Origin of the sequence: Paraburkholderia fynbosensis, assembly GCF_902859935.1 — a bacterium.
Taxonomy (GTDB): Bacteria; Pseudomonadota; Gammaproteobacteria; order Burkholderiales; family Burkholderiaceae; genus Paraburkholderia; species Paraburkholderia fynbosensis.
The window spans coordinates 221,954-240,336 of sequence record NZ_CADIKI010000001.1; the positions used below are offsets into that span (position 1 = coordinate 221,954).

Annotated in this window: 15 protein-coding genes; 5 read left to right on the forward strand and 10 right to left on the reverse strand. The window is 65.5% G+C overall.

The window, feature by feature from the left end; translation table 11 throughout:
• Positions 1-82 precede the first annotated feature (82 nt).
• The gene (locus tag HV770_RS00945; protein ID WP_175157689.1) at positions 83-586 is read right to left on the reverse strand and encodes a response regulator; all 504 of its coding nucleotides are present in this window, start codon (positions 584-586) and stop codon (positions 83-85) included.
• Positions 587-692: 106 nt separating this feature from the next.
• Positions 693-2,303 carry a sensor histidine kinase gene (locus HV770_RS00950; protein WP_175157690.1) on the reverse strand — a complete coding sequence of 537 codons (1,611 nt, stop codon included), beginning with the start codon at positions 2,301-2,303 and terminating at the stop codon, positions 693-695.
• A 389-nt stretch (positions 2,304-2,692) separates the two neighbouring features.
• On the opposite strand from HV770_RS00950, the gene HV770_RS00960 reads away from it, so the two are divergent.
• The gene (locus HV770_RS00960; protein WP_175158010.1) at positions 2,693-3,184 is read left to right on the forward strand and encodes a hypothetical protein; all 492 of its coding nucleotides are present in this window, start codon (positions 2,693-2,695) and stop codon (positions 3,182-3,184) included.
• 161 nt (positions 3,185-3,345) lie between these two features.
• Here the strand turns inward: HV770_RS00960 and HV770_RS39340 are convergent, their stop codons facing one another.
• On the reverse strand, positions 3,346-3,480 hold the full coding sequence (locus tag HV770_RS39340; protein WP_281366188.1) for a hypothetical protein: 135 nt from the start codon (positions 3,478-3,480) through the stop codon (positions 3,346-3,348).
• The gene (locus HV770_RS00965; RefSeq protein ID WP_175157691.1) at positions 3,480-5,954 is read right to left on the reverse strand and encodes an AsmA family protein; all 2,475 of its coding nucleotides are present in this window, start codon (positions 5,952-5,954) and stop codon (positions 3,480-3,482) included. Before HV770_RS00965 ends, HV770_RS39340 begins: the two co-directional genes overlap by 1 nt.
• Positions 5,955-6,143: 189 nt before the next feature.
• Between HV770_RS00965 and HV770_RS00970 the strand changes: the two genes are divergently transcribed.
• Positions 6,144-6,857: an ABC transporter ATP-binding protein gene (locus tag HV770_RS00970; RefSeq protein ID WP_175158011.1), complete on the forward strand. Its 714-nt coding sequence runs from the start codon at positions 6,144-6,146 to the stop codon at positions 6,855-6,857.
• Positions 6,854-7,660, forward strand: a complete 807-nt coding sequence (locus HV770_RS00975; RefSeq protein ID WP_121318312.1) for an ABC transporter permease — start codon at positions 6,854-6,856, stop codon at positions 7,658-7,660. Before HV770_RS00970 ends, HV770_RS00975 begins: the two co-directional genes overlap by 4 nt.
• Before the next feature lie 294 nt (positions 7,661-7,954).
• Here HV770_RS00975 and HV770_RS00980 read toward each other — a convergent pair whose 3' ends face one another.
• Together HV770_RS00980 and HV770_RS00985 are read right to left on the reverse strand one after the other, a co-directional pair.
• Positions 7,955-8,518: a DUF6013 family protein gene (locus HV770_RS00980; RefSeq protein WP_175157692.1), complete on the reverse strand. Its 564-nt coding sequence runs from the start codon at positions 8,516-8,518 to the stop codon at positions 7,955-7,957.
• 384 nt (positions 8,519-8,902) lie between these two features.
• A complete protein-coding gene (locus HV770_RS00985; protein WP_175157693.1) occupies positions 8,903-9,919 on the reverse strand; it encodes a zinc-binding alcohol dehydrogenase family protein in 1,017 nt (338 codons plus the stop codon).
• 139 nt (positions 9,920-10,058) lie between these two features.
• Between HV770_RS00985 and HV770_RS00990 the strand changes: the two genes are divergently transcribed.
• On the forward strand, positions 10,059-11,012 hold the full coding sequence (locus HV770_RS00990) for a LysR family transcriptional regulator (protein WP_175157694.1): 954 nt from the start codon (positions 10,059-10,061) through the stop codon (positions 11,010-11,012).
• A gap of 89 nt (positions 11,013-11,101) precedes the next feature.
• Here HV770_RS00990 and HV770_RS00995 read toward each other — a convergent pair whose 3' ends face one another.
• From HV770_RS00995 to HV770_RS01010, 4 genes are all read right to left on the reverse strand, one after another.
• The gene (locus tag HV770_RS00995; protein WP_175157695.1) at positions 11,102-11,407 is read right to left on the reverse strand and encodes a hypothetical protein; all 306 of its coding nucleotides are present in this window, start codon (positions 11,405-11,407) and stop codon (positions 11,102-11,104) included.
• 43 nt (positions 11,408-11,450) lie between these two features.
• The gene (gene ligD / locus HV770_RS01000) at positions 11,451-14,378 is read right to left on the reverse strand and encodes a DNA ligase D (protein ID WP_175157696.1); all 2,928 of its coding nucleotides are present in this window, start codon (positions 14,376-14,378) and stop codon (positions 11,451-11,453) included.
• A gap of 71 nt (positions 14,379-14,449) precedes the next feature.
• On the reverse strand, positions 14,450-15,478 hold the full coding sequence (gene ku, locus HV770_RS01005) for a non-homologous end joining protein Ku (RefSeq protein WP_175157697.1): 1,029 nt from the start codon (positions 15,476-15,478) through the stop codon (positions 14,450-14,452).
• Positions 15,479-15,648: 170 nt separating this feature from the next.
• On the reverse strand, positions 15,649-16,899 hold the full coding sequence (locus HV770_RS01010) for a cytochrome P450 (RefSeq protein ID WP_175157698.1): 1,251 nt from the start codon (positions 16,897-16,899) through the stop codon (positions 15,649-15,651).
• A 498-nt stretch (positions 16,900-17,397) separates the two neighbouring features.
• Here HV770_RS01010 and serB point away from each other — a divergent pair, with 498 nt between their 5' ends.
• On the forward strand, positions 17,398-18,237 hold the full coding sequence (gene serB / locus HV770_RS01015; RefSeq protein WP_175157699.1) for a phosphoserine phosphatase SerB: 840 nt from the start codon (positions 17,398-17,400) through the stop codon (positions 18,235-18,237).
• Positions 18,238-18,383: the final 146 nt, after the last annotated feature.

Below are 18,383 nucleotides of genomic sequence, written 5' to 3' on the forward strand. Positions count from 1 at the left end.
TGTCGGTTTGCTCTATCTTGTCATGAGCGGCTTTCGGGCAGCTTCGGGCTGCACCGGGACACGCACGCGCGCAAGCCCGCGATCACCGCGCGCCGAGCCGATGGCCGGGCGGCAGCTTGACCACTTGCAGGAAAAAGCCCAGACGGCGCACTGCTTCGATGAACGCTTCGTATTCGACCGGTTTGCAGATGTAGACGTTGCAGCCGAGTTCGTAGCAGCGTGCGATTTCGCGCGGATCGTCGGTCGTGGTCAGCACGATGACCGGCACCGAGGCGGTCCGCGACGATTCCTTCAGACGCCGCAGCACTTCGAAGCCGTCGACCCGCGGCATTTTCAGATCGAGCAGCACGACGAAATTGGTCAGGTCTGCGCACGGCGGATAAATGTCAGCGACGGGGCTCGGCGTCGAACCGCCTGCGCCTTCGGGCGGCGCCGGGCCGAAGAAATAATCGAGAGCCTGCTGCCCGTCGCGAAGACGCACGAAGCCGTTCGATATGCCCGCACGGCGCAGATTGCGCTCGACTAGCGTGGCGTGGCCGTCGTCGTCTTCGATCAGCACGATACTGACGGTTTCCCCGTGACTCATATGCGCTCCGTGCTATTCATTCGTCCAGCCATGCGGACTGTCAGGTCCGCCGTGTCCGTCACGCCCGTCATGTCCGCACCGTTGCCGTGCGCCCGCCCGTGCCACGTCAGAGGCGTAACGGCTGTTCGGGCAACGCGACGAAGAAGGTCGATCCCGCACCTTCGGCCGACTCGACCCACACTCGCCCGCCATGCCGCTCCACCGTGCGCCGCACCACCGCGAGTCCGATGCCGTCGCCGCGCACGACCTCGCCGTGCAGACGCTGGAACGCGCGGAACACCTTCGACATATACGCAGCCGGTATCCCGAGGCCATTATCGCGGACATAATACGTGCGCATGCGCACCGCGTGCGGCTCGGTTTCGTCGACCGGTCCGGGCTCCAGTGCGCCGATCTCGATACGTCCGCTACGTGCCGGATCGAGAAAATTCAGCGCGTTGCCGATCAGGTTGCTGAAGATCTGCTCGAGCGCGGCGGGGTCGCCCCATGCAGGCGGCAACTCGCGCACCGTGACGACCGCCTGGCGCTGGCCGATCGCGCCCCGCAGCGCGTCGACGACGCGGCCCACCACGCGTCCAACGCTGACCCGCTGCCATTGATATTCGAGGCGGCCCGCGCGCGAAATGCGCAGCAGCGCGTCGATGATCGCCGCCGACCGCGTCACCGCGGTACGCAAGTAGTGCAACGACTCGCGCACGTCGCCGTCGAGAATATGCGCCATGCGCCGGCGCTGCGCCTCCGGCAATCCGGCCTGCGCCACGATGGTATCCAGTTCGTCGCAGGACACCTGCAATTCCTTCGAAAAGCCTTGCAGATTCACCAGCGGCGAACGCAAATCATGCGACACGCTGTAGATGAACATTTCGTTGTCTTGCGTTTCCTGACGCAGCTCCTCGTTGACGCCCGCGAGCGCCAGCGCGTGCGCCTCAAGCCGTGTCTTCAGCGTGGCCTGCTTGTTCTCCGCTTCGCGCAGACGCGCACCGGTTTGATGCAGCACGGCGTCGAGCGTCGAGATTTCGTCGTTGCCCGACAGCGGTACTGCGAGCGGCCGGCCGTTGCCAAGGCGCTCGGCGTTGTCGGTCAACACTTCCAGGCGCCGCCCGATGCTGCGCGCGAACACTGCCGCCGTGGCCGCCCAGATCAGCATCGAGCCCAACACCGCCGCGATCAGCGCGTATTGCTGGCGCTCGCGGCGCCGTGCGAGCGCCGCTGAACGGTCCGCATCGAGCCGCGTGGCCTCGTTGCCGAACGCGGTGAGCTCGTCGCGAAACAGCACAATCTGCTGCGGCAATGCGCCGCTCTCCCGTGCGATGAACGGCGCGAGGCTGCGCCCCTCGTGCAGCGCCTGCGAAATGGCGAGCGTATGCGCGCGATAGGCATCGACCACGCGCTGCATGTTGCGCACGCGCTCGAGCTGCTGCGGCGTGGCGGCGACCAGCGCGTCGAGTTTCGACAGACGGTCGCCGAGGTCGACCCACACCGTATGACGCTCGAGCAGCGAGGCGTCGTGGGTCGCCATGGCCGTGCGCACTCGCGCGGCCTGACGCAGCAGCGGATCGACGAGGGCCGATGACTGATAGAGGATCTGCTTGCTGTTGTCGACCCACTGCGCGGCCTGCGCTGTCTGCTCCTGGGTATCGAAGACGACGCCGAGAAGCGCCAGCTCGACCACGCTCGGCACTGCAATCAGCAGCAGACCCTTCGTGAATAATTTCATGTTTCGCCCGAAGGGTCGTTCGTGCCGAGGCGGCTCGCGAGCACCGGTTGCGCGCGCGCCGCTGAAGCGCCAGAGGCGAGCGCCCCGCGCGCTGCGCAATGCAGCCGGCCGGGCCATTATCGACGTGAACGCAAGATATTTCAACGCGACCGCAAGATGCGCTCGCCCACATAAAAATGACTTTTTTATTGTTATTGGATGTTTTTTCGGCGGCTCGTGCGTCTATGATGGAAACAGATGTGCTGGGATGCGAAAGCGCGCGGCGAGGCGGTTCGGCATGATTCGTGCGGGAGGCGATGAGGCGGCAAAGGCGTCGATTCATCGTGAATCCGACCTTGTCGTATGCTATAAAAGATCGACGTGCGGCGCGCGAAGCCGGGAGTTGTCGCATGAGGACGCAGCGTTTCTTGCAATTCTTTTTCAGGCGAATTTTTATGTCCTTCCCGAAAAAGCGTAGACGCGCGAAGGTGGACGGCGATGAGTCGTTCCTCGCGGTACTGCGGCATTTCAAACCGTTCGGCCAGCTCGACACCAAGATTGCGCGTGCTCGTGCACAAGACGAGCCGGTGTTGTATGCCCATGTGTTGCCCGGGCTCGACGTGCTCCTGTGCAGCGTGCGCGGCGCGCAACCGCCCTATCCGGCGGCCGCCGAATTGAGGCGACGCTGCATCGAATCCATCACCAATGCATTGGAACAGCCGCTCGACGGGCTCGAGAACGGCGGGTACTGGTACGAGGCGGACGGCTTCGGCTTCCTTGTCTTCGCCAGCCGCGCGCGCGGCAAGATTCTCACGGAATTCGGCGCTACGCGAGTCGGTTCGCGGCGAGGTGTGCGTCGGCAGGATGCCGCGGGCGATGCCACACCGCGCTCGCTCCGGTAGAGACGTTGCGATAGCCCCAGCGGTTCATTCCTGCACTTGCCGCATCCGGCAGCGCCACCGGTGTGATCCGGGTGGCGCTGCATCCCCTCTCTTCAGTTGAACTTGCCATGTCAGGCACCGCGTTGACCGCGTGCGCCCCATAGGCGGCGTGCCGCTGTCCGTTACTCCGGGATAGATTCGTCGGCGTGGCCGCGCGGAGGCGGCACGCTGATCAGCCACAGGAAGATGAACGACAGGCCGCCGCCGACGCTCCAGCTCAGCCAGTCCGCGGGCAGTACCGGCAGCATGGAAAACATCAGCTCCCCTTATATTCGGCCGCGCTCGCCGGTGACATGACAGCGGGCTTTCGATTCACCGCGGCGGGAGACGATGCACCGCCCACGGACTTGTTGACCGGCGCGCCTTCCAGAGACAGCGGCGCCTTGGGCTTCTGCTTGACGCCTGGCGGCGGCGCAGTCGGCGCCTGACGAACCTGCGACAGCAACTGCGCGCACGGCAGCGGCTTGTTGTTGCTAGGCGCGAGCAGCGGAATCAGCGCCGCGAACGGATTGATCAGGCCGAGCCCGATGGCCGCGCCGCCTCGCAGCGCGAGCGCCGCCGCATTCACGCCGACGTGCGGGTCCTTGAAGGTGCCCTTCGCGTACAGCGGCGAGCGCAGCGAAAACACCCGGAAGCCCTTGGTATGTGGATGCACGCCAAGATCGAGCGTCTCGTCGCGCAGATTGACGGTGCCGTCGATGTTGATCACCGCGTCGTCGGTATCGAGTGCGAATATGCGCGATTCGAGCACACCGTTGGTCGCGACGAAATCGGCGGCCGCGCAATTGATCTTCACGTCGCGATTGCCGAACAGTTTTTCATACACGACGTTCGCCACGTTCAGCCCCGCCGCTTCCATCAGCAGACGGCTCACCGTGCCCTCCGTCACCAGCGCCTTCAATTCTCCGTTTGAAGTGGCCGCGAGCGCCGCCGGCGAATTGCCGGTCGCCGTCAAGGCGGCGTCGCCGTTGATCTCGCCGAGCGCGTTCTGCATCGTCTTGAAGTTCGGGAACAACTGCTTGAGCTTCAGATGCCGCGCCGAGGTCGAGAAGCGCCCTTTCAGCGGCACCGCGCTGCCGTCCAGATGGATGTCCGATGCGAGCGAGCCGCCCGCCACGCCAAATTTCAACGGCTCCAGCGAGAGGACCCCATCGGTCATCACGACATGCGTGTACAGGTCCGTAATCGGCAGGTCCGTCGTCTTGACGATGCGCCGGCCGGTGAACCTGACGTCGGCGTCGATCGCCTTCCAGCGATCGGTGCGGAATTCCTCGACCGGCAGCGCGCGGCCGCTCGGCTGCGCCTTCGCATCGCCGCGTTTGGCCTTGCTCGCGTTCGAATCCGCGCCGATCACCGGTGCCAGATCCGAGAACTGCAGCAGATGCGACACCAGTTCGCCCTGCAGCAACGGACGCGGCTCGCGCGCCGTATAGGTCAACGAACCGTTCAGGTCGCTTCCGCCGACCCGGCCTGTAAAATTTTCATACTTGAAGACGTTGCCGCTCGACCTGAATTGACCGATTAGCCGGCCCTCGGTCGCGTACGGAGGGGTGTCGGGCAAGGTCACGCCCGTCAGCGAGTAGAGGCGCGCCATGCTGTTGCCTTGCAACCAGAGGCGCAGATCGACCGCCGCGAGATGCGCAGGATCGGTGATCGTGCCGACGAGGCCCACGTGCAGGTCGCCCGCCTTCACGTCGGCCTGCACGGGGAACGGCCGGTTCGCGTCCTGGAGCGCCAGCACGCCGCCCACCTTGCCGCTGCCCGCCACCGGCGTCTTGTTATAGGTGCCCTTGATGGTCCAGCCGATCGCATACGGCGGGACCTCCCGCTTCGCCCCTGCCGCTGCGTTCTGCTGTGCCTTCGTTTCGCTCGCCCCCGATGCGGCTGCGCTCTCACTGGCCACGCGCGAACCGCCGGCCGTCAGCGCGCCCGAGGCGCCCGTCGCCGCGCTTGCGCCCGATGCATCGATATCGGTCGCCGAGGCGCCCGAGGCGGCCGAGGCGGCTGCCGCCGATGCCGCCGCGGCCTCCGATGCCGCCTGCGCATTCGCCTGCGCGGTCAGCCTGCTCGCGCCCGTTTTGCCGATCGCCTGCGCGGACGCGCTGCGCGAGGCCGCCTCCTGCTGCTTGATCGCCTCACCGATCGGAATCGGCTGGCCGAGCGTGTCGATGACCATCTGCGCGTCGACTTTCTTCTGCTGGTCGGACAGCGCGATATTGCCCTTCGCAAACGCGATGTCGTGCAGATCGAGCTTCCATTCGGACGGCCCGGTCGATGCAGGCAATTTGAAAGTCCAGTTGTTGCGCCCGTCAAGCAGACGTTCGAGATCGACGGACGGATTGACGAGGTTGATCGCCGGAATCACGATGTCGTGCGCGAGCAGCGGCAGCACTTTGACCTGGAAATCGATTTCATCGAGCGTGGCGAAGTTCGGCTGTTTGGTCCAGTCGGGATTGCCCACCGTGATATTGGCCGCCGAGAAGCGCGGCCAGAGCACCCAGCCGCGCCAGCCGCTCTCGCCCACCGGATGCCGCCAGCCCACCTTCAGGTCCCCGTTGATCGCGAACGGCCGGCCGATAGCTTGCGTGACCTTGTCGTTGACATAAGGCCGGGCGCGATTCCAGTCGAAGGTCAAAATAAAAATGATCAGCGCGATAATCAGAAGGACGATGGTCGCCAGCAGCCAGGCGATGACTTTTCCGATTCGCCGTCCGATGCTCGACACTGCCATTGCGAAGCTCCGTCATTGTTCTTCGTGATGGACCGGGCAGCAGATATCATGCCCGGCGCCTCGCGATGGATCGCGTTGTCGGTCGCGTTGTCGTTTTATCATGCTGCACCCCGCTACAGCGAATCGGCGGCACGGCGCGCCGCCTCGCAGGTGATCCAGGCCGCGGCACAACCCACTACGATCCAGCTTATGACCGATGTTCCCCTCGTCCTCGCCGACGGTATGGTCCGGCGTGATGCGCTGCGCGGCCAGACCCTGCTGCAGCCGACGACCTTCGCGCTGCACGCCGGCGAGCGGGTCGCGATCACCGGTGCGTCCGGCTCGGGCAAGAGCGTGTTGCTGCGCGCACTCGCCTTGCTCGATCCGCTCGATGCGGGACGCATGCTGTGGCACGGTGCGGCGGTCGAGCGCACCGCGATTCCGCGTTACCGGCGCAACGTCGCCTATATCCGGCAGCGTCCCGCGCTGCTCGACGGCAGTGTCGAAGACAACCTGCGCTATCCGTTCGAATTGCGCGCCTATCGCGACGTGCGCTTCGATCGCGCGCGGGCGACTAGTCTCGCCACGCAGGCGGGCCGTGCCGACGATTTTCTCGACAAACGCGCGAGCGAACTGTCCGGCGGCGAAGCGCAGATCACCGCGTTGATCCGCGTGCTGCAACTCGCACCCGAGGTGCTGCTGCTCGACGAACCTACCGCATCGCTCGACCCGGCGTCGTCGCTCGCGATCGAAGCTCTGGTGCGCGCGTGGTTCGACGCCGATCCCGGCCGTCATGCGTCGATCTGGGTATCGCACGATTCGGCGCAAGCGGCGCGCATGAGCGAACGCCATCTGACGATGCGCGCCGGCACGCTCGACGAAATCACCGCGCCGATGTCCGCGCATCAGGAGCCCGCGCCATGACATTGCAGAACCTGACTTTGTGGGACGTCGCGATCGCCGCGCTGCTGATCGTCGTCAACGGCGCGGTGTCGGTGGCGCTGAAGCTCGATCTTGAACGCAAGCTCGCGTGGGCCGCGCTGCGCACCGTGGTGCAACTGCTTGCGATCGGCTATGTGCTCGGCTGGGTATTCAGTTACGGCCGCTGGTACGTCGTGCTGCCGCTGATGATCGTGATGACGCTGATCGCCGGCTTCGCGGGCGCGGGGCGCGGCAGCCGTACCTATGCCGGGCAGCGCGCCGACAGCGTGCTGTCGATCTGGGTCAGTTCGTGGCTGGTGGCCGCGGTCGGTTTGTTCGTCGTAATCCGCATTCATCCCTGGTACGAACCGCAATATGCGATTCCGATTCTCGGAATGATCCTCGGCAATACGCTGACCGGCGTGTCGCTCGGCATCGAACGGATGACCGAGGAATTGACGGCGCGGCGCGATCGCGTCGAGATGGCGCTCGCGCTCGGCGCGACGCGCTGGGAAGCGGCGCAGGCCCCGGCGCAGCAGGCCGTGCGCGCAGGCATGATGCCGACGTTGAACCAGATGGCGGTGGTCGGCGTGGTGAGCCTGCCCGGCATGATGACGGGCCAGGTGCTGGCGGGGCAGTCGCCGCTGCAGGCGGTGCGCTATCAGATCGTCATTATGTTTCTGATCGCGGCGTCATCGTCGCTGGGGACCGTGGGCGCGGTGCTGCTGACATACCGGCGGCTATTTTCGGCGGAGCACCGGTTTTTGTCGGCGCGGCTGGTGGAGCGGGCGGTGAAGCGGCGGTGAGGGGTGGGCAGACGGGCCGTGCCTGGCGGCTGAGCAATGTCTCGCTCACCAACACAGCACGGCGGCTAGGCATGCTCAGTCAGTGCTAAACACCTCGTGACAAACTTCGCGCGAAGGCGCAGCGGCAGACATGCTCAGATTCGCTCGATACGCCCCGGCTAACTCGCTTGACGCCGCAGCGGCGCGCGAGGTTCACGTGGGGCGCCGAGGACATCGCCGTAAAGGGCCGCTCATCCACCCAGCGGCACACCTGCAGCGCGCCGCCGACGCCACCGCGATTCTCTTCAACCGGGTTCAGCGCTTGGCGCTGACCGCCACTTCGGTGCCGTCGCTGAGCGTGAGCGTTTTCGTGCTGCCATTGACCGGCATCGTGAAGCGCAGAATCTGACTCATGCGCACATCGTTCGGACACTTGAGCGTTTTTCCGCCGCTCGTCACGGTCTTCACACCGCGCGGCGTCTGCGCCTGGAAGTTCATCTGCACGCTCGCCGTGCCGTCGCTGCTGACGACCGGCGCAAAGCGGATCTGCGTCTGGCGGATCATCGCGCCGTTGGTGTCGACCGGCAGCGACGCATAGTTGGGACACGCATCCGTGCCGGCCACCGGGCCGCCCGGCGGCACGGTCTTCCACGTGAAGTCGTCGGTCTCGCCGGAGCGGATCGTGCGGGTTTCCTGTGAGTTGCCGAACTGCTTCGACGTGACGCGAACCGTGTAGCGGATCGGACCGTCGAGCGCGGACTGGGACGTCACCGTGATCGGCGTGGCCGCGTGAGCCGCGGGCACGAGCATGACGGGCGCGAGCGCGCAAGCGAGAGAAGCGACAACTGAAACGGCGGAGAGTTTGAAGCTGGAGCTCATACTGTCACCTCGTTGTTGTGCCGCTGCGCGCCCCGCTTCAACGCTACTGTCTGTGCTGCACCGCCGATTGAGGCGGTTGGTCCGGCGAACCGGCGCGCGAGACACGCAACTGTTTTCGCATGATGCACCGCCAGTCTAACGCCAAGCGCGGCGCCGCGCGCGCCGCATAGGCTCGGGTGTTAACCCGCTTGCAGGGACGCGTTTTCTGCGTGTGCAATCGGCGAAACGCCGGGATAGTGGGAGGTTCGGGCCGCCGCTTCGACCGCACCGTGCCGCCGCACATCCCATTGCGTTGTCTCGCATGATGCGCGGCAAATGAACATGGCCGGCGCACATCGCTGCCGCGCCGGCCCTATCGACCACACTATTCGCGCGCTGCGCGCCTTAGAAGCCCGTGAGCACCAGCTTGCCGATCGCGCGCCCTTGTTCGAGCAGCCGATGCGCACGGCGCAGATTCGCCGCGTTGATCGTCCCGAGTTCTTCTCCGACGGTTGTGCGCAGCACACCCGCGTCGACGAGGCGCGCGACTTCGGTCAGCAGCTTGTGCTGTTCGATCATGTCGGGCGTGCCGAACATCGAACGGGTGAACATGAACTCCCAATGGAACGCGGCGCTTTTCGCCTTCAGCAGTTCGACCGGCACAGGGCTGCTGTTCTCGACGATCGTGCAAATGCCGCCTTGCGGCTTGATGATCTCCGCGGCTGCAGGGAAATTCTTGTCGGTGTCGTTGAACATCAGCACGTAATCGACCTGCTCGATGCCGAGCTTTTTCAACTGCGCGGGAATGTCGCCGAAGTGATCGACGATATGGTCCGCGCCCAGTTCGGTCGCCCATTTCGCCGATTCGGGACGCGACGCGGTCGCGATCACTTTCAGCTTCGCCAACTGCTTCGCCAGTTGAATGCCGATCGAGCCGACCCCGCCCGCGCCGCCGAAGATCAGCACCGTGCGGCCTTCGTCCGCGCCTTGCGGCGACACGCCGAGGCGGTCGAACAATGCTTCCCACGCGGTGATCGCGGTCAGCGGCAGCGCGGCCGCGTGCGTGAAATCGAGCGACGCCGGCTTGCGCCCGACGATCCGTTCGTCGACCAGATGGAACTCGCTGTTCGCGCCCGGCCGCGTGATGCTGCCCGCGTAGAACACCGGATCGCCGACCTTGAACAGCGTGACGTCCGGGCCGACTGCGGCGACCGTGCCGGCGGCATCCCAGCCGAGCACGCGCGGCGTCTTTTCGACGCTGTCTTTCGGCGCGCGCACCTTGGTGTCGACCGGATTGACGGAGATCGCCTCGACCTTCACCAGCAGGTCGCGCCCGGCGGCTTCGGGTGTCGGAATATCGACGTCGACCAGCGCTTCGGTTTGATCGATCGGCAAGTAACGGTAGAGACCGACGGCTTTCATGGAGACTCCTGTTCTGTCCGTTTCAATGAGATGGAGGACCGGCGAACCTTGCCGTCGATCCATGGGCGGCATCCTACGGCGATTCTTACTCTTCTAACACCGGCATAATGCCTTAAACATCTTTTTTAATTTCCGAATAATGACTCTTTCCGATCGCACCGCGCGATCCTCGTCCAGCGAACGGGAGCGGCTCGATCTGCTCGACGTCGCCCTGTTCGTGCGTGCCGCGCTGCTCGCCAACGTGTCGGCCGCCGGCCGCGAGTTCGGTTTGTCGGCGGCGGTCGCGAGCTCGCGGATCGCCCAACTGGAACGGCTCCTCGGCGCGCGCCTGCTGCACCGGACGACTCGCCGCATCAGTCTCACGCAGGACGGCGAAGTGTTCATGACACGCGCCGAAGCGCTCCTCGACGCGGCGGCCGCCGCGCGCGCGTCGGTGGGCCGTGCGCAAGCCGAGCCGCAGGGCCGGTTGCGGGTGTCGATGCCGTCGTCGTTTGGGCGGCAGCACGTGTCGCCGGTGATCAGCGAGTTTCTGCGCCGCCATCCCGGCGTCAGCGTCGATTTGCGGCTCACCGATCAACTGGTCGATCTCGTCGATGCGGGGATCGACGTGGCGATCCGCGTTGGCGTGCTGAAGGATTCGTCGCTGGTCGCGCGGCGCCTCGCGGTGAACCGGCGGGTGCTGTGCGCGGCGCCCGCCTATCTCGCCGCACACGGCATACCGCGTCACCCGTCAGATCTCGCGCGGCACGAATGCATGATTCTGTCGGACCAGCGCGACTGGGCCTTCGTTACGCCTGCCGGGCCGCTCGACGTGCGCGTGAGCGGACGGCTCGTCACCGACAACGGCGAGGTGATCCGCGATGCGCTGCTCGCAGGTTTCGGCATCGCGCTGAAATCGACGTGGGACGTGGCGCCCTATTTGCGCAGCGGCACCCTGGTCAGCGTGCTCGACGCCTATCCGCTCGCCGAGCAGGTGGCGATCTGGGCCGTGTATCCGAGCCGCGCGTTCGTGCCACCGAAGACGCTCGCGTTCATCGAGTTTTTGGCAGCGCATTTTGGCGATCCGCCTTATTGGGATGGTGAGGCTGAGTGAGATTGGGTTCGAGCTGGCTTGAGCCGAACCAGCGGCAACACCGCGCCCGATTCCACCCACCCGTCCACCGGCGCTCCACGTCCTCTCCATCAGCGCTTGCTTGGCCGCCCCGCATCGCCCTGCTTGCCGTCCGAATTCACATCGGTGTGCGTATCGTTCTGTGTCTGCTGCTGATACTCGTCGCCGCCACGGCGGTCGGTGTCTTTCAGGCCGTGTTCGAGATCCCGATGCGCCTGCTTGCCGATATGGCGCGGCTCGTCCTCGTGCTGCGATTCCGGCTCCTGATCGGTTTCATGCGGCAGCGGCGCGGCGGCGTCCTGCAACGAACGCGGGTGCTTTTGCCCATGCGGATCGGCCTGCTTGTCGCCGTCCGACGATTGCGGTGAGGTCTTCATGATGTGCTCCTTCCCGTATTGAGTGAAATCGGCTGGCAAACGCTCATCGCGCTCCGTCCAGGCGTTTTTTCATCGCGGCGGTAATGCGCTGGCGCGTCTTCGCATAATCCGCCCAAGGATCGCTTGCGAGATCGGCGAGACGCTCGTGCAGGTTCTCGATGGTCCACTGATCGCCGCCCGTGGTGGCAGCGACCTCGTCCCATGAAAGCGGCACCGACACGCCCAGCCCCGGCCGCGCGCGTGCCGAGAATGCAGCCACCGTGCTGGAGCCGCGGTTGTTGCGCAGATAGTCGACGAAGATCTTCTGCTTACGATTTTGCGCGCCCATCTTCGCGCTGAATTGCTTGGGCAGCGTCGCCGCCATATGTTGCGCGATGGCTTGCGAGAAGTCCTTCACCTCGTCCCAGCCGGCTTGCTTCGCGAGCGGCACGACGACATGCAGGCCCTTGCCGCCGCTCGTCTTGCAGAACGACTTGAGGCCGAGTTCGTCGAGCAGCGAGCGCGTGAGTTGCGCGGCTTCGATCATGCGCTCCCAGCCGAGCCCCGCGTCGGGGTCGAGATCGAACACCATGCGATCGGGCTTTTCGATATTCGCGGCGAGCGCATTCCACGTGTGAAATTCGACCGTGCCCATTTGTGCCGCGCCGACCAGCGCCTCGATCGTCTCGACGGTGATCAGCGGCGGATGGTCGGGGTCGAGGCCGGGATGCTGCGTGACGTTCGGAATCGATAGCTTCTGGCTGTGCTTCTGAAAGAACAGCTCGCCGCCGATGTCCTCGGGCGCACGCACGAGCGACACCGGCCGGTCCTGCAGATGCGGCAGCATCCAGTCGGCGACGGACTCGTAGTACCGCACGAGGTCGATCTTGCGCGTGCCGGTGCTTTTGTCGATGACACGGTCGGGGTGGGAGATGCGCACGCTTGCGACTTCGCTGCGGGTGGTTGTTTTCGCAGCGGTCTTTGCGGTCGTGGTCTTTGCGGTCGTGGTCTTTGAAGCAGCGGTCTTTGAGGCGGTAGTCTGCGAAGCAGAGGTCTTTGACCCGGCCGCCTTCGACACCGCCCGCTTCTTCGGCGCGGCATCGGACCCGTTATCGGTTTGCTGTTGCACGTCGGCTCCTTGGCGGGATGTTTCCTTGACGATCTGCCGCGCCGGCTTGTCGTCGCGCAGACTCACGAACGACGCCTGGCGCACGATGCCGTCGCTCGTCCACTCGGCGAAGTTGCATTCGGCGACAAGCACCGGTTCGACCCAGTGCACCGGCGTGCGGCTGCGCTCGCGCGGCGCGGCGGCGAACGGCATGCGCTTCGTCTCGTGGGCGTCGAGCGCTTTCTTGACCGTGCGCAGCAGCGCGGCGTCAAAGCCCGTGCCGACCCGCCCGGCGTAGCGCAGCCGCCCCTCGCCGTCGTAGACGCCGAGCAGCAGCGCCCCGAACGCCGCGCGGCTGCCGCTGGGCTCCGAATATCCGCCGATCACGAACTCCTGGCGCCGCCGGCACTTCAACTTGATCCACGTCTGCGAGCGCCCCGACAGATAGCCGCTGTCGCGCCGCTTGCCGATGATGCCTTCGAGGGCCATGTCGCACGCGCTCCGGAGCAGTTCGCCGGCACTGAACGCGAAGTCGTTCGAGAAGCGCAGTACGCTGTCGTCGACCTCGTCGAGCAGCGCGCGCAGAATCGCGCGGCGCTGTTCGAGCGGCACGCCGCGCAAGTCGTAGCCGTTCAGGAACGGCACGTCGAACAGATAGATGACGATGTCTTGCGGACGGTTCGAATCGAACGCGTTTTGCAGTGCCTGAAAACTCGGCACGCCCTGCTCGTCGAGCACGACCGCTTCGCCGTCGAGCCATGCGCTTTCGAGGCCGAGTTGGTCGAGCGCCTCAACCTGCTTGCCGAACTTCGCGGTCCAGTCGTTGCCCGCGCGCGTGAATACCTTGACGGCGCCGCCTTTGACCGAACGCTCAATGCGCGCCAGCACGCGATAGCCGTCGAACTTGATTTCGTAGGCCCAGTCGTCGCCAGGTGGAGCGGCATCGACGAGCGTCGCCAGTTGCGGCTTGAACGTGGCGGGCAAACGAGCCTTGACGGCCCCTTCGATCGACGGCGACGCGGCGAGCTCGCGCAGAGACTCCCCGGTGCGGGTGGAGACGATGTCGGGCCGCTTCGGGTCCGCGCGGCTCGACGATGCGGATCTTGTGTGGCTTGCCGTGCTGCTTGCGTCCTTCCGTTTCCTGCCTTTGCCGGGAGTCTCGTTTGCAATTTCGCCTTCGCTGACGAGCGCAGTTTTACTCGGCCGCCCGCTTGCGGTTTTCCCTTTCCCCTTGCTCGCGATTTTGCCCGCAGCACCTCTCGCGTTCGCCCCACTCCCCGCTGCCGACCCGCCACCGAGCACACTCCCGGGACGCTTCTTCAGAACGTCATACTCGCTCTCGTCGCGCGCTTCATCGTCGCGCTCCTTGATCAACAGCCACTGTTCCTTGTCGCCGCTGCCGCGCATGTGACTGCGCACCAGCGCCCAGCCGCCGCGCAGCTTCTCACCGTGAAGCTGGAACTTGAGCTTGCCCGCCGCATAGGAGCGCGCCGCCTCCGCCGCGCCACCCACTGGCTCCCACGAGCCGCGATCCCACACGAGCACGCTGCCCGCCCCGTAGTTGCCCGCAGGGATCTCTCCTTCGAACGAACCGTATTCGACCGGGTGATCTTCGACGTGCACCGCCAGCCGCTTCACCGACGGATCGAGACTCGGCCCCTTCGGCACCGCCCACGACAGTAACGTGCCATTGAGTTCGAGCCGGAAGTCGTAATGAAGCCGCCGCGCGTCATGCTCCTGAATCACGTAAGCGAGCGTCTGGTCGTTCGAGCGTTCCGCCGTTTTGCGGCCGGCGGAACGCTTCGAGCCCTTCCGGGTGCCGGCAGGCTCCGGCGTTTCGTCGAAGCGACGCTTGCGGTTGTAGAGGTCGAGTCTGTCGTTCATGGCGATGACGTCGTCCAAAGTGGATAGGGCGCGGCGCTAACCGTCAGCGCGACGCCTAGGTGGGCGGGCGTTCATGCGGCCGCGCGCCGCTTGCGGGCCGCTGGCGCCGCTGCGGTTTTGGCGGCCGTCGCCCGAGTGCCAGCAGCACCGCTGCGGCTGCCGCGACTGCGTGGCGTGCTCGCCGCGCGTGACGTGCGAGGCTTCTTTCGCGCCGGCGTCGAAGCCTTGCCGTCAGCCTCGGCGTCGTCCTGATCGTCGTCATCGTCTGCCGCGCGCTTGCGAGCGCCTGTCGCCGGCTTGCCTTTGCCTCGGCCCAGGCTCCGTTTGAGCAGATCGGACAGGTCGAGAATATCGGCCGATTGCCGCGACTCGTGCGGCGCTTCGACCTCGGTGATCTCCTCGGTCTTGCCCGCGCGAATCTTGCGATCGACCAGCGCCATGATGTCGTCGCGGAACGTGTCGTGATACTGCGACGGGTCCCACGCATCGCTCATGTCGTCGATCAGCTTCTTCGCCATGTCGAGTTCCCGCGCCGACACACCCGCGGCCTTCATCCCTTCCGGAGGCAGCTTGAATTCGTCGAAGCCGCGCACCTCGGCGGCCCAACGCAGCGTGTTCAGCGCCAGCACCGGGCCGACCGGAATCAGCGCCGCCAGATGCTGCTTGTTGTGCAGCACGACGCTCGCGACGCCGACCTTGCCCGACGCCTTCATGGCTTCGCGCAGCAACGCATAGACCTTGTCGCCCTTGCGGTCGGGTGTCAGGAAGTACGGTGTGTCCAGGTAAAGGAACGAGATATCGGGTGCATCGACGAACGCGAGGATGTCGACCGTCTGCGTCGACTCGGGATTCGCCGCGCGGATTTCGTCGTCCGACAGCACGACGTACTTGTCCTTTTCGTACTCGAACCCCCGCACGATGTTGTCGCGGCTCACATCCTTGCCCGTGCGCTTGTTGATCTGCTTGTAGCCGACCGGATCGATCGTGCGCTTGTCCAGCAGATTGAAGCCGACCTTCTCCGACTGCGTTGCCGGATACAACTGCACCGGCACGTGGACGAGCCCGAAACTGATTGCGCCTTTCCAGATCATGTGTGCCATCGTGCGCTCCCGTAGCCTAAGACTTGAAGCGAAGCAGCAAGCGTGCCACGGTTCGGCGGACGAAGCCGGGCGCGGTGTAGGCGTGGCGCCGCGGCGCTTCGGATGAAGCGCGGCCCGCTACCCGGGCGGTAAGACTTTCGTCAGGACGGCAAAAGCTACGGTGCGCAGCGCTATGCCGGCCCCGCTTCGGGCGCGACGTCGACCGGCACGGCCGCGAAGCCGCGAAAGCGCACGCGTCCGCCACGCGTCGGCTCGCCAGCAAGGCGATACGTCGGAAAACGCTGCACGAAACGTCCGATGGCGATGCGCGCCTCGAGCCGCGCCAACGACAGCCCGGCGCATTGATGGATGCCGAAGCCGAACGCGAGATGCCGGTTCGGATCGCGGCGGATGTCGAAACGGTCCGGCTGCGCAAACTGTTCCGGGTCGCGATTGGCCGCGCCGATGCACAGCGTGACCGGCGTGCCGCGCGCGATCTCGACGCCGCCGATCTCGGTGTCGACGCTCGCCATGCGGTTGCCGAGCTGGTTCGAGCTCTCGTACCGCAGACATTCCTCGATCGCCGACTCGATCAGCGACGGCTCGCGCAGCAACGCGGCGCGCTGCTCGGGCCAGTCGGTCAGTGTGACGAGTCCATTGCCGATCAGGTTGGTAGTGGTCTCGTGCCCGGCATTCAGAATGAAAATGCAGTTTTGCAGCAACTCCGCTTCCGACAATTGCTCGCCACCCGCTTCGCCCTGGATCAGCCGCGTCAGCACGTCGTGCTGCGGGTCGCCCGGTTCGCGCCGGCGCCGCGCGACCAGTTCGCGCAGATAGTCGACGAACTCGCTCACCGCGCGATTGCCGCGTTCGAGCTGCGCGTCGCTGAGCGACGGTTCGAGCGCGCCGAGGATCGCGAGCGACCAGTCGCGCAGCGGCTCGCGCTCGTCATGCGGAACGTCCAGCAGATTGCCGATGATCTCGACCGGAATCGCCGATGCGAACTCGCCGATCAGATCGATGCGGCGGCGCCGGGCCGCCAAATCGAGCAAGCCATCGACGAGGCGGATCAGGCCCGGCTCCATCGCCGCGATCGCACGCGCGGTGAGCGCGCCTGCGATCAGTTTGCGCACGCGCGTGTGACGCGGCGGGTCGTTGAAGACGAGGCTGGTCGTGTGATGAGCGTAGAGCGGCGAGTCGCCGTATTTCGGCTTGAACTCGACGGTCTTGTCGGAGCTGAAGGTTTTCGGGTCGCGGTAGACCGCCTGCACGTCGCGAAAGCGCGTCAGAAACAGTGACCCGTCGGGCATGCGCCGGATCGGCTCGTGGCTGCGCAGCGCGTGGTAGACCGGATAGGGATTGGCGTAGAACGCGGGGCTCAGGTGGCGAAGGTCGAAGTCGCGTGCAAGAGAGGATGCGTCGCTGGCGGTCGCCGGGGTCATGCGGTTGTCTCCGTAGGGATGCGCCTTGTTGCTTGTGCCAGTGTGTTTGTTCCGACGTGCGCTGGCGGTGACGGGCGCGCAAGGTCGGGACGGGCACAGGCCGGTGGGCGTCGTTGGAAGCGACAGTATGAACCGGGCGTGGAGGGATTGCACGACGCACGTGCAGCGGGACTCGCATGCGAACCGGCCCGGGTGATTGGGCTTGATCGTCGTACTGCGCGGGGCGCGTTCGCACCCTCCGCACGCGCGGCCTGGTGGCGCTGCTGAAGAAACGGCGGCGGGTCCCCTCGCGTTTAGCGGGGACGTTCGACACACGAGCGTGATGCACGCATGCAACGGCGGAGCGCAATCAACCGCCCGGCGTGCCGATCCTTTTCTGGCACCCCGTCCCTGTGCCGCCGCCTGGGCGCTCGCGATGGCGCGTTCCGCGGAACCGATACAATAGCGGGATTTTCCGCGCGCGCCGCGCGCCCTCTTTCCTGCATCACTGCGTCGTCCATGAACCTCGTCATTCAAAGCCCCGCGCCTCTTTCCGCCGATCACCACACCACGCTCATCGCGCTCGCGCGGGGGTCGCACGCCACCGTCATCGACGCGAACTCACTTCGCATCGCGGACGCAAGCGTCGCGCAGCGCGGCGATGTCGAGGTCTATTGCGCTGCCCATCAACTGGACTACGCGTTCGTCGAGGCCGGCCGCCAGTTGCGCGACTTCGGGCTGGTCGCGATGGACATGGATTCGACGCTGATCACGATCGAATGCATCGACGAGATCGCCGACTTCTGCGGCCTGAAGGCCGAAGTGGCGGCGATTACCGAGGCTTCGATGCGCGGCGAGATCAAGGACTTCAACGAAAGCCTGACGCGCCGCGTCGCACTGCTCGAGGGTCTCGACGCAAGCGCGCTCGAACGCGTTTATGAAGAGCGCCTGCAACTGTCGCCGGGCGCGGAGCGGATGCTGGCCGGTGCGAAAGAAGCGGGATTGAAAACACTGCTGGTGTCGGGCGGATTCACGTTCTTCACCGAAAAACTGAAAGCACGCCTGGGTCTCGATTTCACGCGCGCAAACACGCTCGAAATCGTGGACGGCAAGCTGACCGGCAATGTGATCGGCGAGATCGTCAACGCCAATGTGAAAGCGCGCACGCTGTGCGAAACGTGCGCCACGCTCGGCATCGAACCGACCCGTGCGATTGCGATGGGCGACGGCTCGAACGATCTGAAGATGATGGCCGCCGCCGGTCTGTCTGTCGCTTTCCGCGCGAAGCCGGTGGTGCGCGAAGCGGCCAGCGTGGCGTTCAACCATGTTGGACTGGACGGGCTGCTGCGGCTGTTCTGATGCCCGAAGGAAAGACCGCGCGGTGCCGCGCAGTGAGCGCTACACCATGACCGTCTATCCGGACCGTCCCGCTACCGCATCAGAATGGCGGCAGAAGCAGCGCCATCTCGCTGACGCAAACGATGAGGGTGACCACAGGCGCCCCC

What these genes read in the sequence shown, in the direction of transcription:
- HV770_RS00945 (WP_175157689.1), bottom strand. Translation starts at nt 586, where the DNA reads ATGAGTCACGGGGAAACCGTCAGTATCGTGCTGATCGAAGACGACGAC.
- HV770_RS00950 (WP_175157690.1), bottom strand. Translation starts at nt 2,303, where the DNA reads ATGAAATTATTCACGAAGGGTCTGCTGCTGATTGCAGTGCCGAGCGTG.
- HV770_RS00960 (WP_175158010.1), top strand. Translation starts at nt 2,693, where the DNA reads ATGAGGACGCAGCGTTTCTTGCAATTCTTTTTCAGGCGAATTTTTATG.
- HV770_RS39340 (WP_281366188.1), bottom strand. Translation starts at nt 3,480, where the DNA reads ATGTTTTCCATGCTGCCGGTACTGCCCGCGGACTGGCTGAGCTGGAGC.
- HV770_RS00965 (WP_175157691.1), bottom strand. Translation starts at nt 5,954, where the DNA reads ATGGCAGTGTCGAGCATCGGACGGCGAATCGGAAAAGTCATCGCCTGG.
- HV770_RS00970 (WP_175158011.1), top strand. Translation starts at nt 6,144, where the DNA reads ATGACCGATGTTCCCCTCGTCCTCGCCGACGGTATGGTCCGGCGTGAT.
- HV770_RS00975 (WP_121318312.1), top strand. Translation starts at nt 6,854, where the DNA reads ATGACATTGCAGAACCTGACTTTGTGGGACGTCGCGATCGCCGCGCTG.
- HV770_RS00980 (WP_175157692.1), bottom strand. Translation starts at nt 8,518, where the DNA reads ATGAGCTCCAGCTTCAAACTCTCCGCCGTTTCAGTTGTCGCTTCTCTC.
- HV770_RS00985 (WP_175157693.1), bottom strand. Translation starts at nt 9,919, where the DNA reads ATGAAAGCCGTCGGTCTCTACCGTTACTTGCCGATCGATCAAACCGAA.
- HV770_RS00990 (WP_175157694.1), top strand. Translation starts at nt 10,059, where the DNA reads ATGACTCTTTCCGATCGCACCGCGCGATCCTCGTCCAGCGAACGGGAG.
- HV770_RS00995 (WP_175157695.1), bottom strand. Translation starts at nt 11,407, where the DNA reads ATGAAGACCTCACCGCAATCGTCGGACGGCGACAAGCAGGCCGATCCG.
- ligD (WP_175157696.1), bottom strand. Translation starts at nt 14,378, where the DNA reads ATGAACGACAGACTCGACCTCTACAACCGCAAGCGTCGCTTCGACGAA.
- ku (WP_175157697.1), bottom strand. Translation starts at nt 15,478, where the DNA reads ATGGCACACATGATCTGGAAAGGCGCAATCAGTTTCGGGCTCGTCCAC.
- HV770_RS01010 (WP_175157698.1), bottom strand. Translation starts at nt 16,899, where the DNA reads ATGACCCCGGCGACCGCCAGCGACGCATCCTCTCTTGCACGCGACTTC.
- serB (WP_175157699.1), top strand. Translation starts at nt 17,398, where the DNA reads ATGAACCTCGTCATTCAAAGCCCCGCGCCTCTTTCCGCCGATCACCAC.